At 60.9% G+C, this 19820-nt stretch carries 10 protein-coding genes and 1 pseudogene; 7 read left to right on the plus strand and 4 right to left on the minus strand.

Annotation, left to right across the window (positions count from 1 at the left end; all coding sequences use genetic code 11):
• The first annotated feature begins 352 nt into the window (after positions 1–352).
• Both WK25_RS20640 and WK25_RS20645 read left to right on the plus strand, forming a co-directional pair.
• Positions 353–1504 (plus strand): branched-chain amino acid ABC transporter substrate-binding protein, encoded by a 1152-nt coding sequence (locus WK25_RS20640; protein WP_059546186.1) that lies wholly within the window; start codon positions 353–355, stop codon positions 1502–1504.
• 197 nt (positions 1505–1701) lie between these two features.
• Positions 1702–2874 (plus strand): NAD(P)/FAD-dependent oxidoreductase, encoded by a 1173-nt coding sequence (locus WK25_RS20645; RefSeq protein WP_040139125.1) that lies wholly within the window; start codon positions 1702–1704, stop codon positions 2872–2874.
• A 214-nt stretch (positions 2875–3088) separates the two neighbouring features.
• On the opposite strand, the gene WK25_RS20650 is transcribed toward WK25_RS20645, so the two are convergent.
• Positions 3089–3490 (minus strand): hypothetical protein, encoded by a 402-nt coding sequence (locus tag WK25_RS20650; protein WP_059546190.1) that lies wholly within the window; start codon positions 3488–3490, stop codon positions 3089–3091.
• Positions 3491–3806: 316 nt separating this feature from the next.
• The gene (locus WK25_RS20655; protein WP_059546192.1) at positions 3807–4811 is read right to left on the minus strand and encodes a hypothetical protein; all 1005 of its coding nucleotides are present in this window, start codon (positions 4809–4811) and stop codon (positions 3807–3809) included.
• A gap of 624 nt (positions 4812–5435) precedes the next feature.
• Here WK25_RS20655 and WK25_RS20660 point away from each other — a divergent pair.
• Positions 5436–5837, plus strand: coding sequence for a hypothetical protein (locus WK25_RS20660; protein ID WP_040139128.1), 402 nt, complete (start codon positions 5436–5438; stop codon positions 5835–5837).
• A gap of 285 nt (positions 5838–6122) precedes the next feature.
• Here WK25_RS20660 and WK25_RS30690 read toward each other — a convergent pair.
• Positions 6123–6547: pseudogene (locus tag WK25_RS30690) on the minus strand (transposase); the annotation flags it as partial.
• A gap of 214 nt (positions 6548–6761) precedes the next feature.
• Between WK25_RS30690 and WK25_RS20665 the strand changes: the two are divergent.
• The 4 genes from WK25_RS20665 to WK25_RS20675 all read left to right on the plus strand — a co-directional run bounded on the left by WK25_RS20665 (position 6762) and on the right by WK25_RS20675 (position 18186).
• Entirely contained in the window at positions 6762–16094 is a 9333-nt protein-coding gene (locus WK25_RS20665) for a hemagglutinin repeat-containing protein (protein ID WP_236857847.1), read from the plus strand.
• A 6-nt stretch (positions 16095–16100) separates the two neighbouring features.
• Complete coding sequence (locus WK25_RS31385) at positions 16101–16433, plus strand: hypothetical protein (protein ID WP_144245343.1); 333 nt, start codon at positions 16101–16103, stop codon at positions 16431–16433.
• A 136-nt stretch (positions 16434–16569) separates the two neighbouring features.
• A complete protein-coding gene (locus WK25_RS20670) occupies positions 16570–17502 on the plus strand; it encodes a VENN motif pre-toxin domain-containing protein (protein ID WP_069242607.1) in 933 nt (310 codons plus the stop codon).
• Positions 17503–17877: 375 nt separating this feature from the next.
• Positions 17878–18186 carry a hypothetical protein gene (locus WK25_RS20675; RefSeq protein WP_236857848.1) on the plus strand — a complete coding sequence of 103 codons (309 nt, stop codon included), beginning with the start codon at positions 17878–17880 and terminating at the stop codon, positions 18184–18186.
• 617 nt (positions 18187–18803) lie between these two features.
• On the opposite strand, the gene WK25_RS20680 is transcribed toward WK25_RS20675, so the two are convergent.
• The gene (locus WK25_RS20680) at positions 18804–19736 is read right to left on the minus strand and encodes a LysR family transcriptional regulator (RefSeq protein ID WP_059546198.1); all 933 of its coding nucleotides are present in this window, start codon (positions 19734–19736) and stop codon (positions 18804–18806) included.
• Positions 19737–19820 lie beyond the last annotated feature (84 nt).

Below are 19820 nucleotides of genomic sequence, written 5' to 3' on the forward strand. Positions count from 1 at the left end.
CGCGTGGCGCCGTTGCGCCGCCTGATACAGCGATGATTCTGCATCGGCATTACCCCGCGCGCCCTTGCTGCAACGGCGTTTGCGCGCATCCCGCATGACGCTTTGCGTGCCGGCCCGCCGTCGCGCGGGCCGCGCACCGTCGATTGCGTCGCCAGTTGATGACAATTCCTCACAACGTAGTTCCGATAATTCGTTTGCTGCACGCGTATTGGCTACCCACAATCGGTGCACCTCTTTCGCGCTGACAGGTTCCCCGGAGACGGAGCCGCCGTGATCGACACCGGCACGCGGGAGGTCGCCGGCGCGCGATGGTCGCGCGTCGCATATCGACCCACAGAAGAAGGATTGGCCGATGACGTTCCGCATTCGTTCGCTTTCCGGCATGGCCCTGACCGCCGCGATCTTCGCGTTCCAGACGGGCGCCGCCTACGCGCAGGAGACGGTCGTGAAGGTCGGCGTGGCCGTGCCGCTCACGGGCGGCGGCGCCGCGTACGGCAAGGACATCGAGAACGGCGTGCGAATGGCCGTCGACGAGGCAAACGCCGCGCGTACGACGATCGGCGGCAAGCCGGTGAAATTCGTCGTCGCGTCGCAGGACGACCAGAGCGATCCGCGCATCGGCGTGCAGGCTGCGCAGCAACTGGCCGACGCGCAGGTGGCCGTCGTGATCGGCCACTTCAACTCGGGCACGACGCTGCCCGCATCGAAGATCTATGCGAAGGCCGGCATTCCGATGATCACGCCGTCGGCCACCAATCCCGACATCACGCGCGCGGGGCTCGGCACCGTTTATCGCGTGATCGCCACCGACGCGCAGAACGCCGGCAATGCAGGCGCGTATGCGGCGAGCGTGACCAAGGCAAAGCGCATTGCGATCATCGACGACCGCACCGCGTTCGGCCAGGGCGAGGCCGACGAATTCGAGAAGGCGGCGAAAGCGAGCGGCGGTACGATCGTCGCGCGCGAATTCACGAACGACAAGGCCGTCGACTTCAGCGCGCAGCTCACGAAGATCAAGAGCACGAACGCGGACCTCGTGTTCTTCGGCGGCCTCGATGCGCAATCGGCGATGCTGGTCAAGCGCATGCGCCAGCTCGGCATTCGCGCGCAGTTCCTCGCCGGCGGCGGCGTGATGAACGCGAATTTCATCAAGCTCGCCGGCAGCGCCGCCGAAGGTGCGGCCGTGTGGGAATACGGGCAGCCGCTCGCGCGCCTGGCGAAGGGCAAGCAGTTCGAGACGAAATTCAGGCAGAAGTACGGCGTGGACATGCTCGCATATGCGCCGTTCGCGTACGACGCGACGTGGATCGCGATCAATGCGATGCAGAAGGCGAATTCGACGAGGCCGGCCGATTTCAACGGTGCGCTGAAGAGCACGCGCTACGATGGCATCACCGGCACGATCGCGTTCACGAACACGGGCGACCTGAAGAATCCGAGCTCGACGCTGTATGAAGTGAAGAACGCCGCGTGGCAGCCAGTCACGACGCAGACGGCGGACTGAATACCTGAAATGGCCGACGCGCGCGGACTTTCGCTGCAATGCCGGACGTGCTGAAATAGCCGAAGCGATCGAGCGCGATCGCGGCGCACCTCGCGGCGAATCCCCCGGCCGCCGAGGTGCGCCGCGCGACGCGGCACGAACAATCTTCACGCGCGGCCGAGCGGGCCGCGTCTTTTTACGAGCAACTGGAGTCAGTCGTGAGTTCTCAAGTCGTCATCGTCGGCGGTGGTGTGATCGGCAGCTCGATCGCTTATTTTCTGCGTGCCACCGATCCGACGGTTTCCGTGACCGTCATCGAACGCGATCCGACCTACGCGAAGTCGTCGTCGGCGTTGTCGGCCGCGTCGATCCGCCAGCAGTTCTCGACACCGCTGTCGATCCAGATGTCGCTGTTCGGTATCGAGTTCCTGCGCAACATCGGCGAGCGGCTCGAGGTCGACGGCACGCGGCCGTCGATCGATCTGCATGAAGGCGGTTACCTGTTCCTCGCGACGCCGGCAGGCGATGCGACGCTGCGCGAGAACCATGCGCTGCAGACGAAGCTCGGCGCCGATATCCGGCTGATGGATCGCGACGCGCTGCGTGCGAAGTTTCCGTGGCTGAACGTCGACGATCTCGTGTCGGGCGCGTATGGCGCGAGCGGCGAAGGGTGGTTCGACGGGTATGGGCTCGTGCAGGCGTTGCGCAAGAAGGCGCAGGCGCTCGGTGCGCGCTATGTGGCGGCCGACGTGACCGGCGTCGTGCGCGACGGCCGCAAGGTCACGCATGTTGTGACGAGCGACGGCGAGCGTTATGCGTGCGACACGCTCGTCAATGCGGCGGGCGCGTGGACGCGCACGTTGTCGTCGATGATGGGTATCGACATTCCGGTGTATGCGCGGCGTCGCAGCATCTTCAACGTGTCGTCGCCGGCGAAGCTCACCGATTGTCCGCTGCTGATCGATCCGACCGGCGTGTATTTCCGGCCGGAAGGGCGCACGTATATCTGCGGGACGTCGCCGAGCCCGGATCGCGATCCCGACGATCTGCCGCTCGACGAGGTCGATCATGATCTGTTCGATGAAGTGATCTGGCCGACGCTCGCGAATCGCGTGCCGGAGTTCGAGGCGCTGCGCGTGGAGAACTGCTGGTCCGGGTACTACGAGTACAACGTGTTCGATCACAACGCGATCATCGGATATCACCCCGAGCTCGACAATGTCGTGTTCGCAAACGGGTATAGCGGGCACGGGTTGCAGCAAGGGCCCGCGACCGGGCGCGGGGTCAGTGAACTCATTCTCGGCGGGCGGTATCAATCGCTCGACCTGTCGTCGCTCGGCTGGGAGCGTGTGCTGGAAAACCGGCCGATCGTCGAAAAGAACGTCGTGTAGCGCGGCGTGACCGCCCGGTGTGGGGTGGGCGGGATTCTCCTTGTGTTCTCAATCTGATTCGCCCGGCTTTGCCGGTTTTTTTTTTGGTTCTTCGGGGTGGATGTGCGGGAGGAATGTCGGTGGTCGGCCAGTTTCTGACATACGGCATCCCCGCCTAGATCGTCATCAATCCGGCTTAGGTCAGCTTCTCGAATAATTGCCGCGATCGCTCCGATCAAGATGCCACCAAGGTGCCATCGGCGCCAACCCATATCACTGCGGGGATGCTGTAGAAGTAATCGAGCAGTAACAGATCGTGCTCATGGCATGCAGCCTTCGGCCACCTGTCTCGGAGGTAGGAGACGATTTCGTCAGGCGAAGCGTGCCACTGCGCTTCGTGATCGTTGATCGTAAACCGAGGATTCGGATGCTCGGGTGAGACATAGCAATCCGCGCCCGGGGCAATGAACTTGATCCTTCCGGTCTGCAGCAGATGCTCGACGACTCGAAAGAATGCTTCTCTATGGCTATGGAAGGCCATCCCCGGCGAATTGCCGCTGATCGCGCTGAAAAGACCCGTAATCCAAAGGCCAAACGAATCTTCCACGATTTTTTCGATTTGAGCGGAGCCATCCATGACAAAGCGGGATCGAAAGAAAGCTCGATAGGGGAAGGTAAGTCATAGGCCAAGTGTAGTGTTGAATGGCCGCTTCCGGCAAACCGGACCGTCTCTTCAGGGTCGATCTGTGCCGGTCGCGTGTTGTAGGGCGGTGGCCGGCCGCGTTCGGCCACTAGCTGCCAGTCAATCTCGCTTGCGGATGTCGGCTTCCGTAGCAACATCCGTCACGAACTGGTAGCCGACCGTATTGCGGAGACGTCATAGCTACCTCAATGGAGTGTTGTCTTAGTTAAGACAACACTCCAGACAATAGAAATTCACGTTCGCCTCGGCTCTAGCCCTTGTCACGACGCCAATCAACGAACTGTTCCCACGCAAACTGTTCTCTCGCGGCTCGCAGTTCTTCGCTGGCTTCCCTGAACGGCAGAAACTTCACCGTCATGTATTCCGGGCTTGGTTCCTCCACGCCCTCTATTTTGTTCGCAAGGTTGACAAACGCCTCTGACCAGACGATACCGATACTGTTTTCCATGTTTGGCGCATGAAGCGATAACAGTCCATGATGCTGTTCGCGACGCATCTCCAACACGGTGACTATATGCCTGCTCTTGTTGATCGAGACGAAGTAGTCGAATTGGGCATTATCCCAAGAGCCCTCCGCGTTGCTTGCTGCAAGTTTCGCCCGCGCCCTCGCGTCAACGTCACTTTCTAGCGGACGCCGACTGGTTATGACTTTGGTCCCACTAATCTGATTGTTCACAAGGCAAAGGGCCTCCTCGCGAATCATCGTGGCACACATTATGTCGTCGAAGCTTGGGATCTCGCCATGAATGACGTACAGGTGATCGCCTTGCCAGCGCACTCCATCTGGAGTTACCCAAGCTGCAATGAAGGCGCCTCCTACGCCGTGTTGAGGTAAATAGTCGTGCACACCGTAGCTCTGCAATGCAGCGACCAATTGAGAGAAGATTCGCTCTACATGCAGCGGATGCGAGCCGAGTCGGTTCAACACGTTTTGCAGGCTTGAAACGAGCCCGGTGGTCCATTCATGCTGCCCAGAGGGCAATGTGCTTCCAAGCTGGATTAACCCGCTCACCTCCTCAATCGTTGACGTAGCGACGTTGACATGCAGAAGGCAAGGTCTCTCGGACTCGTAGAAGGCGAAAAGCACATCTGCATCGGTCTCGCAAGGGGTGACGCTAATCAACGCCTCGCTCACGGCTTTTCGTGCATCGAGCTTCAATGCACGAGCTTCTCCATACGCGTCGATTAGCGCACGCGCGGTGCGGACATCGCCGGCGAAGCCCGTTACTGTATCGGCCCCGACAGCCACTTTCATACCTTTTTCGAATACGAATCTCCAAGGCTTTTTCCCAACATCACCCTGCCGCTCCCCAAACACCGTTGTGGTTTCGCTGTCGGCAGAGTCGATTGACGGCGATGCAGAGCTAAAACCGCTGTCCGCGGCGATAAAGACGCCCCGGTCCGTCCATAGGCCTACACAGTAGGTCACTCTCAGATTCCCGTAGAAAATTGTGAGGGCGGCGACATCTATCGCGCGCACTATTCATCGCAATCGTACATCACGCCTATACAGGTCGTGAACGACCGAAGCTCGCTTGAACGTAGACTCCGATGCAGCCACGTCGATTGGCTCAAACGGGTCCGCAAGCGACGCCCGGGGAAATCCACGAAGAACCGTCTTTCTGTCTGCCGGGTGTGTGAAGATGAGCCGCATGATCGCCGTCATTTCGGCGCGACGCGTACCGGTCTCCGTCGTTTCAGCGGCCGTGTTGTCGTGGAGTAGTATTCCCCTATGTCCGGGTGACGGCCCGGCCGCCATGGCGCACAATTGGTCGATCCGCGATGACGGTCGGTTCGTCAGATGATCCGGATGCCGATTCAACGATCCGCGTGGCGCCGGCCGGGACGGCGGCATGGCCGGCATTGACGGGAACGCATCATGTCAACCGAGTGGAAGCACCGCGCCAGACTGTTTGTCCAGCGTTTCTGGCAGCCGACCAGTGCGTGCATGACCTGCATGCCGGGTAGCTGGGGAAACATCATGAGCGCCGCCCACTGGGCCATTGCATTTCAAACAGGCTTGTTCACCGGCCTCCTGGCTGTGCTTCTGACTTTCACACCCGCGGCGAAACTCTACACGCACCGATACGGCAATGCGCTGATCGTCGGCATCCTGACAACGGTGGGCGACGCGTACTCGCACGCGAGTCATTACCGTATCCCATATGTCGAACACATCGTGACGGGCGCGATTTCGGGTCTCTTGACGCTGGCCGCCTCCTATCTCCTCGAAGACCGCGCACGACGCCTTCGCGCGGTGTGGACTCGGGTTTTTGGGTAGCGTGGTCGCTGACTTTTAAGCTTGCTCGGCCTGGGGAAAGAGGCTTCTCGGTGCGGCTGCGGTTCATGGTCGGCAACTGCCGTTGAAGTCGCGGCTGTCTGGTGTTTTGGAAGGGGGCGGGTCAGCTGGAGTGAAAGCACCGACCGGGAATACTCAGACCATAGCAAAGCGAATTATGCGTGCTCATTGCGATTGGAAAGTCCATGGGCTGGATTTTGCGCGTGTGTATGTGGAGGAATGCGAGATACTGGAATTAATCATAAATGGCTGAAAGATGATGTATCGCTGGCGCAATGCTTCGATCATCGCCTGCTTGAGTCCGCCTCGCGGATGAGCGTATATCGCAGCGTAAATCGTTTCGTGGCTGGCGCGCTGGTCAGGATCGTCGGGATGCATACGGCGAAGTCTGGCAGCAATCTGCTGCGGCGACCAGCGCCAATAGACCAGCCGGTGATGCACATGTCGATACAGTGCGCTGCCAGCGAACAGCTTGCGCCGCCGGCGGCATCCTTGACGACGAGCACGGTACGTCGATGCCGCCGCGTCGCATCGTAGTGCGTCGCCGTATCGCCGTTGCGTGCGAGTTCGCGGGAAACCGTCGAGGCACTTCGCCCGAGCCGTAGTGCGATCGCTCTCGTGCTGCTGCCGTTTCTATGTTCAATCACGATGACCGAGCGTTCTTCCGCGCTCAGATGCTTGTACTTCCTCATCGCAACGCCTTACCCGTTTCAAGGTGTTGCATTGGAACCTAGAGACTAAGTACCGAAAATCCGAAAGTCTGGGGTCGCATCAATCAGACGAATCCGAAATTAAAGATTTGTGGTTTCCACTCGACGACTTGGCAATTTTTAGCGGTAATTTCCCGGTGATTCGGTAATCTCGCGTTCGATAACGAACGATTGGGCGCAGGCCGCGCCGGCGAGAATGAACAGGAATACGTATCGCCTGTTGTTTTCCGGGCTTCGGGGAATGGTGGTGGCTGTCGAAGAGACCGCGACGGCTGAGGGCAAATCCGCAACGGGCGAGGCACGCGCACGGCGGCGTTCGTCGACGTCCGGCGCTCGCGTTGTGATGGCCGGCGTCGCCGCGCTCGGCATGCTGCCCACTTTGTCCGGTGCGCAGATTGTCCCGACGCCAGGAACCAGCACGCAGGTGATCCGGACGCCGAACGGCCTGCCGCAAGTGAACGTGGCGCGTCCGTCGAGCGCCGGCGTATCGATCAATACCTACAATCAATTCGACGTACAACGCCCCGGCGCAATCCTTAACAACTCGGCCACGATGGTTCAGACGCAGCAGGCGGGCTGGATCAACGGCAACCCGAACTACGGACCTGGGCAGGCTGCACGGATCATCGTCAACCAGGTCAACAGCCCGAACCCCTCTCAAATTCGCGGCGCTTTGGAGATAGCAGGCGCCCGGGCCGAGCTTGTTATCGCTAACCCGTCAGGGATTTTTGTCGACGGCGGCGGTTTTCTCAACACCAGCCGCGCGACGCTGACAACCGGTGTGCCGTACTACGGCGCCGATGGCTCGCTGGCTGGCTACAAGGTCAACCGCGGGCTCGTAACCGTTGCCGGCGCAGGCCTGAATGCGGCCAATATCGATCAGGTCGATCTGATCGCACGCGCGGTGCAGGTGAATGCGGCGGTCTATGCGAAGAACCTGAACGTGATTGCCGGCGCGGCTCAGGTCAACCACGACACGCTAGCCACGACGCCAATCGCCGGCGACGGTTCCGCGCCGTCGGTTGCGATCGACGTCAGCCAGTTGGGCGGCATGTATAGCGATCGGATCTTTCTCGCATCGAACGAATTCGGCGTGGGCGTGGGCAACGCAGGTACGATCGCGGCGCAGGCGGGTGATCTCACGTTGCAGTCGAACGGCCGACTTGTGCTCACGGGCAAGACCACGGCGAGCGGCAATCTCGCGATGTCTGCCGCGGGCGGCATCGAGAACAACGGCACGACCTACGCGCAGCAATCGCTCTCGGCTAACACCACCGCCGATCTCGCGAACACCGGGACACTCGCGGCGCAGCGGAACACGACCGTCAGCGCGGGCAGCATCAATTCGACCGGCACGTTCGGCGCGGGCGTGAACAACGACAGTTCAGTGACGCACAGCGGCGAGCTGAAGGTCACGACGTCGGGCGCGCTGATCGCGACTGGCCACACCGTCGTGGGCGGTAACGCAACACTGACGGGCGCCAGTGTGAATCTCGCTGGCAGCCAGACGGCAGCGAACGGCAATCTGTCATTAAGCGCGACGGCCGGCGACGTGAACCTGTCGAACGCGACGACGAGCGCGCACGGCGCCATTCAGGCGAATGCATCGGGCACCGTGATCAACGACCACGGCAAACTGTCGAGCGGCGGCAGCACGACGCTGACCGGTGGCAATCTGTCGAACCAGAGTGGCAAGGTCTCGTCGCAGGGTCCGTTGTCGGTGAATGTCGCCGGCCAGATCGCCAACCAGTCCGGCGAACTGATCTCCGAAAGCACGACTGATCTGCGTGGCGGGGCCATCGCCAACAACGAGGGCACCATTCAAAGCGCGGCTGGCATGACGGTGGCCGGTTCGTTGCTGGACAACACGGCGGGGCGGATTGCGTCGCTCAACGGCGATGGCTTGTCGGTGACCGCCAGCGGCCAACTGACCAACGTCACGGGCACGACGGCGAATGGTGCGCAAGGCGGTGTCATCGGCGGCAACGGCGATGTGTCGGTCCAGGGCGCAAACGTTGTCAATCGCGGCGCGATCACCTCCAACACGAATCTGCGGGTGTCGGGCCAGTCGGTCGACAACAGCGGCGGTGCGCTGCGGGCCGCGCAGAACCTCGCCATAGATGCCGGTGCGCGCGTGACGAACAATGGCGGCTCGATCGTCGGCCGTACGACTACGGTTAGCGCGACCACCGTCGATAACAGCGCTGGCGCTATGCAGGCCGACCAAGTGTCGTTGAATGTAGCCGATCTCGTGAATCGTGGCGGAGCGATCACGCAGAACGGTGCCGGTCCGATGGCCGTCAATGTGTCGCGCACGCTCGACAACTCGAATGGCGGCACGCTACAAACCAACAGTACCAACCTGACGCTTGCGCCTGCCGCACTCGTCAACGATGGCGGCACGATCACGCACGCAGGCAACGGCACGCTGACGCTCGGCAACGGTTCCGGCTCGGTGTCGAATGTAGGCGGTTCGATCGCCAGCAACGGGCGCGTCGTCGCGCAACCCGGCGCGCTGAACAACACATTGGGCTCGATCAACGCGCCGAACGGACTGACGGCGACCGTCGCGGGCACACTGAACAACGCGAGCGGCAAGCTGTTGTCGAACACGGATCTGAGCGTGACCAGTGGTGTGCTGGCGAACGATGGCGGCCAGATCGATGCGAGTACGGACGCGACAATCCATACGGGCTCGATGACGAACCAGGGCGGCTCGATCGTCGCGCCGAATCTGTCGGTCACGGCCGACGCGACGCTCGACAACAGTGGCGGCAAGCTCGAAGCCAATCAGCTGGCGCTCGCGGCCGCCAATCTCGTCAACCATGGCGGCACGATTACGCAGTACGGCGCGTCGTCGATGGGTATCAACGTCAGCGGCACCCTCGACAACTCGGCCGCCGGCGTGATCCAGACCAACGCCACTGACCTGACGCTGAAGCCGGCCGAGTTGAATAACGTGGGCGGTACCATCACGCATGCCGGCACCGGCACGCTGACGATCGCACCGGGCAATGGCGCGAGCGCGCTGAATAACGCGTCGGGCACCATCGTGACGAAGGGACAAGCCATCGTCGACGCGGCTTCCTGGAACAACGCCAGCGGCATTCTCGCCGCACAACGCGGCATCAATGCGATCATCGCCGGCGACGTCAACAACGCGCAGGGTTTGCTGCGATCGGATGCGTCGCTGTCGTTGAAGAATGGCGGCGCGCTGTCGAACCGAAGCGGCCACATCCAGGCGGGGCAACCGGTTGCAGGCGACGCCAGCACGCTCGACATTCAATCGGCGTCGATCGACAACGCGGACGGCGCCATTGTCGACCTTGGCACGGGCAAGATGACGGTGCAAGGCGGTAGCCAGATCGCCAACAGCCACGCCGGCGGCGTCGCGGGCATGGGCGTGATTACCGGCAACGGCGGCGTGACGATCGGCGCCGCATTGATCAGCAACACGCAAGGCGGCCAGCTCAGCGGCGCCTCGCTGAACGTTAATGCAAACACCGTCGACAACAGCGGCGGCAGCATCGGCAACGTCACGAATTCGAACGGCGACGTGAACGTGACGACGACCGGTGCGATCACGAACACCAACGGGCAGATCAGCTCGACTCACGACCTGTCGATCGCGGCGGCCACGCTGCAAGGCGGCGGCACATATAGCGCGACGCACGACGCCAACGTGAGCCTCCAAGGCGACTATACGGCTACGGCCGACACGCAGTTCAATGTAGGCCACGACCTCGGCTTCACGTTGCCCGGCACCTTCACGAACAACGCGAATCTGCAATCGGTCAACAACCTGAGCGTCAACGCGGGCAATATCGTCAACGTGGGCGCGTTGACTGCCGGCGGCCTGCTGCACACGCGATCGACCAATCTGACGAACACGGGCGCGCTCGTGGGCGCCAGCGCCTCGCTCAACGCGACGAACACGATTTCGAACCTTGGACCCGCCGCGTTGATTGGCGCATCGGACAGCAACGGCACGCTCGAAATCCTCGCGCACGACATCGAGAACCGCGACGACACGACCGTGACCGATTCGATGGCGACGACGGCCATCTTCGGCATGGGCAAGGTTGTACTGGCGGGCGGCAAGGAAGCGAGCGGCAATTACACGAACGCCGCGCTGGTCAACAACGTGTCCGCGCTGATCCAGTCCGGCGGCGACATGGAACTGCACGCCGACAAGATCACGAGCACGCGCCGCGTGATGAAGACGTCCACCAGTCAGATCGATCCGGCATCGCTCGCGCAGTTCGGCATCAGCATGTCCGGGTGCGCGGCGTATTTCGCGGGGAATTGCACGGGCCAGACGAGTTACGGCATCAAAGACCCTACACCGGACCAAGCGACCGAACTGATCAAACAGCCGGGCGGCATGTTCATTTCGCCGCCTCATAGCGGTCAATGGAACAGCAGCTATCAGTTCACGACCTACTATGCCGACAGCGCGACGGCGACGACCGTGACGGACATCAGCCCAGCCGCGCAGATCGTGTCGGGGGGCAAGATTGATGCTTCGTCCGTCGGCACGCTGAAAAACTACTGGAGCAACCTCGCGGCGGTCGGCGATATCGAGATACCGAGGAACTACGACGCCGACGGCTGGGCGGCGTCCGGCCAGAAATTGCCGGGTGTGTCGGTCTCTTACTCGGGGCAGTACCACTACAACAACTACGACAACTCCGAACACGACTGGCAGCTGCCGTTCGGCAATGCGCCGTTCGTGACGGGGCGTCCGGGCGGCTTTACGCAGGCGGCGCCGGCATCGATCAAGGACTATAAGCTGCCCGGCTACTTCTCGACGATAAGTTCGAACGGCACGATTTCCGGCACGGGCATGAGCGTCAGCAACACGGCGGGCAATGCATCGATTCCGTCGCTCGGCTTGCTGCCGGGGCAGTCCGTGCCGGGTCTCACACCGACCAATTTGAGCGGTAATGCGAGCGGCGTGAGCTCGGGCGCGTCGTCGGTGCACGGCGGTCCGCCGGTGCCGGTCGATCCGATCATCGCCAGTGCGACAGCACTGAATGTACTGAACAACCTCACGATTGCGCAGGGCGGGCTGTACCGGCCGACTACCGCGCCGAATGCGAACTACGTGATCGAGACGAACCCGGCGTTCACGAACCAGAAGAATTTCATTTCGAGCGACTACTTCTTCGGGCAGCTCGGCGTCGACCTCACGCACATTCCGAAGCGCCTCGGCGACGGCTTCTACGAGCAGCAGCTGGTGCGCAACGAAATCACGTCACTGACCGGCAAGGCGGTGCTCGGGCCGTATGCAGACTTGCAGTCGATGTATCAATCGCTGATGACGGCGGGGGCGGAGCTGTCGAAGTCGCTCGATCTGCCGATGGGCGCGAGCCTGTCGGCCGACCAGGTGTCGAAGCTGACCGGCAACGTGATCATGATGGAAACGCGCGTGGTCGACGGCCAGTCGGTGCTCGTGCCGGTCGTGTATCTCGCGCAGGCGAACCAGCAGAATATCAACGGACCGCTGATCACCGCGACGAATATCGATTTCCAGAACGCGCAGTCGTTCACGAACAGCGGCACGATTAAGGCGGACAACACGCTGGCCATTCAGGGCAAGCAGATCGACAACGCGTTCGGCGCGCTGCAAAGCGGCGGGCTGATGTCGCTGAAGACCGAGAACAACATCGACCTGACGTCGGCGAATGTGAAGGCCGGCAGTCTGCAACTGGATGCCGGGAAAGACTTGATTCTCGATACGGCGACGAAGACGAACACGCGCGTGAGCCGCGATGGTGCGACGAGTGTGGTGACGACGCTCGGGCCGACTGCCAAACTCGACGTCGCGGGCGATGCTTCGATCACGACAGGCGGCAACTTCCGGCAGAACGGCGGGAACCTGTCGGTCGGCGGCAATCTCGGGATGAACGTCAGCGGTAACTGGGATCTCGGTGCGGCCCAGACGGGCGAGCACAAGATCGTGCAGCGCGCGAACGGCGTGTCGAATACCGACATCAACAAGGCCACCGGCAGCTCGGTGACGGTCGGTGGACAGTCGAGCATCGGCGTCGGCGGAGACCTGACGGCCAAGGGCGCGCAGATCGACCTCGGCCAGGGCGGTACGATCGCCGCGAAGGGCAATGTGACGCTCGGCGCGGTGATCACGACGTCGACGGTGAACAGCAACAGTTCGGGCAGCGACAGTCGCGGCAGTTCCGCGGATACGCAGCACAGGTTGGATCAGGCGTTGACCGGGACGGCACTCAAGGGCGGCGACACCGTCAATATCGTGTCGGGCAAGGATATAACGCTCTCCGGCAGTGCGATCAGCCTCGACAAGGGCAATGCGAACCTGGTGGCGGCCGGTGACGTGAATGTCGGCGCGGCAACGGAGACGCACGAGCTCAACTCGCACGAAACGCATAGCCATAGCAATGTCGTGAGCGGGGCGAAGGTCGCGAGCGGGATCGATCAGACCGCGGCCTACAGCCAGAGCAGCACGATTTCGGCAGATGGCGTGACGATCAAGAGCGGTCGCGACGTCAACGTGACGGGCAGTAATGTCGTCGGGACAAACGATGTCTCGCTGTCGGCCGCACGGGACGTGAACATCAAGACCTCGCAGGACACGATTCAATCGTCGACCTATTACGACAAGAAGGAAACCGGCCTCATGTCGAACGGCGGACTGTCGATATCCGTCGGCTCTCGTTCGAACTCGGACAAGCAGCAGTCTTCGTCGGTCACGAACAACGGCAGTGCAATTGGCGCGCTGAACGGCAACCTTAGCGTGAGCGCGGGCAACGATCTGCATGCGACCGGCAGCATCCTGCATGCCGGCAACGACGTCGATCTTTCCGGCAAGGCCGTGAAGATCGACGCCGCGACGGATACATCCAGCTTCGCAGAGCAGCAGCAGTTCCGTCAGGCGGGTGTGACTGTAGGTGTGACCAATCCGGTCCTGGCGGCAGTGCAGACGGGACGGCAGATGGCGAATGCGGCGCAAAGCGTCGGTGGGGATCCGCGCCTGATCGCGCTGGCTGCGGCCACGACGGGCCTTGCGGCGAAGAACACGTATGACTCGCTGAAGCAGATGGGCGGCGATCCGCTGACGGCGGCGAAGAGCGTCGGCATCAACGTATCGGTTGGCGCGAGTAAGAGCGACAGCCAGATGCATGCGAAGTCGAGCACTGCAGTGGGTAGCACCGTATCGGCCGGACACAACGTGACGATCGTTGCCGCTGGTGCCGGCAAGGACAGCAATATCGACGTGATCGGCAGCACGATTTCGGCAGGCAACAACGCGAAGCTGGCCGCCGACGGCAATCTGAACCTGCAGGCTGCGGAAAACACGAGTAGCCAGCGCAGTACGAACAGCGGATCGAGTGCGTCGGTGGGCGTGTCGCTCACCGTCGGTGCGAAGACGGGTGTGGCATTGACCGCAGGCGTCGCGGGAGATCGCGGTCGCGCGGATGGCGATTCGTCGACGTGGATGAACACGCACGTCACGGCTGGCAATCAACTCGCGATTCAATCCAGCGGAGACACGAACCTGAAGGGTGCGGTCGCATCAGGCAAGCAGGTGATCGCCGACGTGGGCGGCAATCTGAATATCGAAAGCCTGCAGGACAAGGACCGCTACGATTCGAAGCAACAGAATGCGGGCGTGTCGGTCAGCGCTTGTCCGCCGCCATGCGTGTCTAGCGTGGCGGGCAGCATCGGCCAGACGAAGATGAACAGCGATTACGCGAGCGTGATCGAGCAATCGGGAATCAAGGCGGGTGACGGCGGCTTCCAGATCGACGTGAAGGGCAACACCGATCTCAAGGGCGGCGTGATCGCGAGCAGCGACAAGGGGGTGCAGGCCGGCGTCAACAGTTTGACGACTGCCACGCTCACCCATAGCGACATCGAGAACCACGCATCGTACGACGCGTCGTCGATCGGGTTGTCGGGCGGTTACGGCGGCACGATCGGCAAGGATCAGAAAGGCACTGCGAATAACGTCAATCCGGTGCCGGGGACCAGTGTGCCGAAGGGTGATGGCGGACTGCAGGTAGCGCCGCCGGTGGCGCTCAGCGCGTCGGGCGATGCGAATTCGACTACGAAGAGCGGTATCAGCGGCGGCGCGATCGCGATCACCGATGGCGCGAAGCAGCAGCAGTTGACGGGCGAGAGTGCCACTGAAGCGGCCGCGAACATCAATCGCGATACGTCGAACACCGGCGGTGCACTTGCGCCGATCTTCGACAAGGAGAAGATTCAGGCCGGGTTCGACATTACGAGCCAGTTCATCAATCAGGTGGGGACGTTCGTAGCGAATCGCGCGGCCGAAGCGGATGCTGCGAAGGCTGCGGCGAACAACTCGAAACTGACGTCGGCGGAGCGCGCGGCCGCCCAGCAACGCGCCGATCAACTGAACGCGAACTGGGGGCCGAACGGCACATATCGTCAGGTGCTGACAGCCTTGTCGGTGGCAGCGGGTGGCAACGTGACGGGCGGTGTCGGCCAATTTGCGCAGAATGCAACGGTGGCATACGTGCAACAGCTTGGCGCGAATCAGGTCAAGCAAATCGCCAATAGCCTCGGTAGCGAAGAAGCGCGCGCGGCACTTCACGCGATTGTCGGATGTGCGGGTGCGGCTGCGAGCAGCCAGAGTTGCGGTGCGGGCGCGATGGGCGCGGCGACCAGCTCCGTGCTCGGTAGTCTGCTCGCGCCGTCGACGAATCTGTCGGCGTCGGAGCGCGGGGCGCGCGACAATCTGGTAAGCAGCCTGGTTGCTGGCGTTGCAGCGGTGTCGGGTCAGAATGTGGCGACCGCGGCTGGAGCGGGCAAGATTGAGGTCGAGAATAATCAGGTCTCGCCGATGGCGCCGGTTCCGGGCTGGCTCGCTGGATTCAAGCTGCCAGGGTATAAGGGCGAGACAGCGGGCAAGGGCGATGGTGTGATCGCCGATCCCGCCACGGAGCTCGATTCAACGATCAAGCCGACCGGATCGTTGATCTATCCGATACCGGACGCGAAGACAGTCGGTGACTGGATTACGGCGATTATTCCGGATCAGGCGAAGGGGCTGGTTGACTATATCCTTCATTCGAATGGACCATCATCATCGAATAAGGAAGGACTGAATTTCGACACGAAAGTTGACGCCAAGGATGGGGGGTATGTAGATGTCGAGTTATCCGCCAGACAGAAGTTTGATAAAAATGGTTTTGTTGTTGATAGCAAGTTTGCGCAAAGCGATCTGATTGGTCGTTACTCTCCAGATGGGAATTTTCACATAGACTGGTACGGGACTACGGTGTCTGGGCGAGGTGTGGGAACAGATATGATTTCCAAGGCGATAGAATCCGTCGGGGTAGAAAATGTGAAAACTGTGTCTGCTCAGCTGGGTAATGTAAACCGGGATGTCTACAATTCCGCAGCCTCTTCTGGGCTTTCGTCGATTCAAGCAGTTTGGGCTACTCCACTAGGAAAGTCGATGAGCTATCTCGGATTTAGAGGTGTTGAGGTCAATGGGTATAACGTTAAATTCTATAGGTAGACAATCATGGGCAAGGTTGAAATTATAAGGTCAATGCTACGTGCCGGAAGGGCGAAGGATATGTTGGATTTCGTTGAGGGCGAATCGCGTTATCTTTCGGCGGCGTCTGGCGGCGTTCCACAAGATCCTGAACTCAAGCGAATTTGGATTATGGTGGTGCATCACCTGCGTTTTTTGGCGGAATTTGGGGGCGATGTGTTGGTTCAAACTTCTGGTGGGCGGGTGTATAGATCATATCCTGAGGAATTTGATAAGTGGTTAAGCGCGGGTGCGCCTGGAATTTCAGAAATTGATATTAAAAGGTACGTAGAGGAAAATCCTTTTGATGAGGGTGAATAGGATAATAGATGAGATGAGTGGCCGTGGAGTACCTTGCCGTAGAGGATCGTTTTAAGACCATGTAGGTATTTTCGGGATCGCTAGCGGTATCAGCGGCGGTGCGATCGCGATCACCGACGACGCGAAGCAGCAGCAGTTGACGGGCGAGACTGCCGCTGAAGCGGTCGCAAACATCAATCGCGATACGTCGAACACCGGCGGTGCACTTGCGCCGATCTTCGACAAGGAGAAGATTCAGGCCGGGTTCGACATTACGAGCCAGTTCATCAATCAGGTGGGGACGTTCGTAGCGAATAAGACCAGCGAGATTGATCGGCTCAAACAAGCGGCGAATGACCCAAACGCGAAGGACGCGAACGGTAATCCGCTGACGGATATGCAGCGTCAACAAATGCTGGCGCAGGCGAACGATATCGAACGGACTTGGGGGCCGGGCAAGCCGGGGCGTCAGATATTGACTGCGTTGACAGTGGCAGCCGGTGGGAATGTGACCGGTGGTGCTGGTCAGTTTGCGGCGAATGCCGCGATTGGCTACGTGCAGAGTCTCGGGGCGAACAAGGTCAAGGAACTGGCAGATTCATTCGGTCAGGGGACGCCACAAGCTGAATCGGCCCGAGCGGCGTTGCATACGATCGTGGGATGTGCAGGAGCTGCGGCGGGAGGTCAGGGATGCGGTTCGGATGCGATGGGTGCGGCGGCGAGTTCGCTGATTGGTTCCGCGCTTGGATCGGCAGAAGGATTGACGGAGCAGGAGCGGCAAGCGTGGGTCGATCTGGTGACGAGCGTCGTAGCGGGAGTTGCGGCGGTGCGCGGGCTGGATGCTGCGACGGCGGGGAATACAGCGAAGATCGAGGGGGAAAACAACTGGGGTGCCATTGTTGTACCTGGAGCTGGGTCGGCGATGGCTGGCGGCGCTGGGCAGCAGTACCGCAGGGTATGGGTGGATACTTCGGGGAGCAGCGCCAGAACGGTGATGGGGTCATCGTTGATAATGCGACGGACCTTGATCCGAGCGCGAAGGCGGGGGCGATCATTACGCCGAGGGGCGGCGGGTCGGGATTCAATCTGACGGGACCGTTTACGAAATTCGACCAGTCGGATACGAACTATGTGAAGGGTGCGACTGCGGATACGGCCTCGATGGTGTCGAATACCGCAGGGTGGATCTCGTCGACTGCGGCAACCGGGGCCGCCGTGCCATCACCCTTTGCTCCAGCGTTTGGAACAATTGCCTACGGAGCGACGGTCGTAGGTATTGGCGCCGACGCCGTGTCTTAATTGGTAAGTCTTAATGCAGTCAATACACTTACGAAGGTGCTTTGGCACGGGGTGGTCAAGTGGTTGGAGATAAGATTTCTATCGCGTCGCTGATCATCAATGGCGCATCCGAAGCCATAAAAAGCAGCCATTCTCAACAACGATCGGCAACTGGGTAGGCCAGCAGTTGAATTCGATTTTCGGTCCGAGTGCGGACAAGGGAAAAAAGAGATTCATCGAAGACGGTAATTTCTCAGGCTGGCTTAGAGTTGTCCTTTTTATAGTTGGCTTGGCCCTGGCTGCGGGGGGGCTTGGACTTGACCAAATGCCCCGATGGATCAGAGCTGGGGCGTTCCTCTTTGGCTTTGCGATGATGGCCCTTGGCGGCATTTCCAGTCGAGCACATATGCTGAAGATCAAGCCCTTCTATAACAGCTACAAAAAGGCGCGCAAGAGCTATGAAGTGAAGGCCGACAAGCCGGACAAGTCAAGGTGATAATAGATTTAGTTGTTTTGAGCGAAGTGATTATTTGGATATATTTGTAGTTCGAAAATAAAAATCATGATGAAAATCCGATGCCTTGGGATTACTGCCTTCACCGCGCTGATGGGCTTCATTGTGTATGTGGTGTTGAAGAACATCTTTTTAGCTGAACGACAGAGTCCGGCGTATGCCGGGCTCGGTGTTTATGCTGACGTTACAGGCCGCCGACGGCGAGGCCGTCGTTCAGCGGCGAGTCGTTGGTCGTCGCGGATGCGGTCCTGAATCTCCTATTCCGTCATCTCGCGATTGGCGATGCGGTAGTGGTGATCGGGGGAGATGGTCAATTGCTGGTAGCGGTAATTCGCGGCATTAACCTCGCACTTGGGCAATCGGTCGGACGTGTTGGGCGAGCGATTGCAACGTCCGGCGATTCCAGGAAACGCTAAGGAGCGGCCGTGGGGTGAGAGAACTGCGTGCCGATAATCGGCAGCGTCCACGGTGCGAGCCGGCGTTGCTCGGCCAACCGTGAGAACCGTGGCCTCGTCGGCCATTGCGGCGCCGACAGCGGCGACTTCGTACGCTGCGAACGGCGAAGCAATATTGCGCGGGCCGGGCACACCGGAACGGCACTAGCGCATGCGGCTGCGCCCGTGAGTGCCCGTCAGTTCGACGACGAAATCCACGAATGCGCGAGTCTTTGCCGGCACGTGGTGGCGGGACGGGTAGTACACGTATAACGGATAACGCTCGTCGGCCCATTCGGGAAAGAGATCGATCAACCGGCCGTCGGCGATCAACGGCTCCGCGCCGAGCAGCAGCATCTGCGCGATTCCGGACCCGGCGAGGCATGCGTTGAGCAGCGCGCCGGGATCGTTGACCGTGAGACGCCCGCGGGTATCGACCACGATGCGTTTGCGCCCGCGATGGAATTCCCATGCGAACGGCTTGCCTGTCTCCGGATTGCGAAACTCCAGGCATCGATGGCTGTGGCGCTCAAGGTCCTCGGGTTTTGCCGGCCGTCCCCGGCGAGCGATATACGAGGGCGTCGCCACCGTCACGACGGCGGTATCGAGCAACTTTCTCGCGATCAGGCTGGATGCGCGCGGTTCGCCGAATCGCACGGCGAGGTCGAAGCCGTCCATGACGAGGTCGCCCAGGCTGTCTCGCGCGATGAGCTCGATATCGAGTTCGGGATGCGCGTCCATGAATGCATCGAGCCGTGGCCCGAGAATGGCCCGGTAGACGACGGGATCCAGATTGATTCTCAGCTTTCCGCGCACGGCGGACGCGCTGCCCGCGGCCGCCGCGGCGGCTTCCTCGAGCCCGGCGAGATGGGGCATGACCTGCTCGTAAAAGCGGCGGCCCTCTTCGGTCAGCGAAACCGATCGCGTCGTCCGGTTGAAAAGCCGGATGCCCAGCTTTCTCTCCAGCCGCGCGATCGCCCGACTGACGCCCGGCGGCGTCATCCCTATTACTTCAGACGCAGCCGCAAACGTTCCGGCATCGACCACGGCCGCGAACACGCTAATGCTGCCGGACAGCTTCTCGCTACTGGATCTCATGGTTGTCGACTAAATACGGGTTGCGAATCGCGAGCGGCCAACTCTAGGCCGACACGCCAACGCCGCGCAGGCTCGCAATGCCTG

The organism is Burkholderia latens, assembly GCF_001718795.1.
GTDB lineage: Bacteria > Pseudomonadota > Gammaproteobacteria > Burkholderiales > Burkholderiaceae > Burkholderia > Burkholderia latens_A.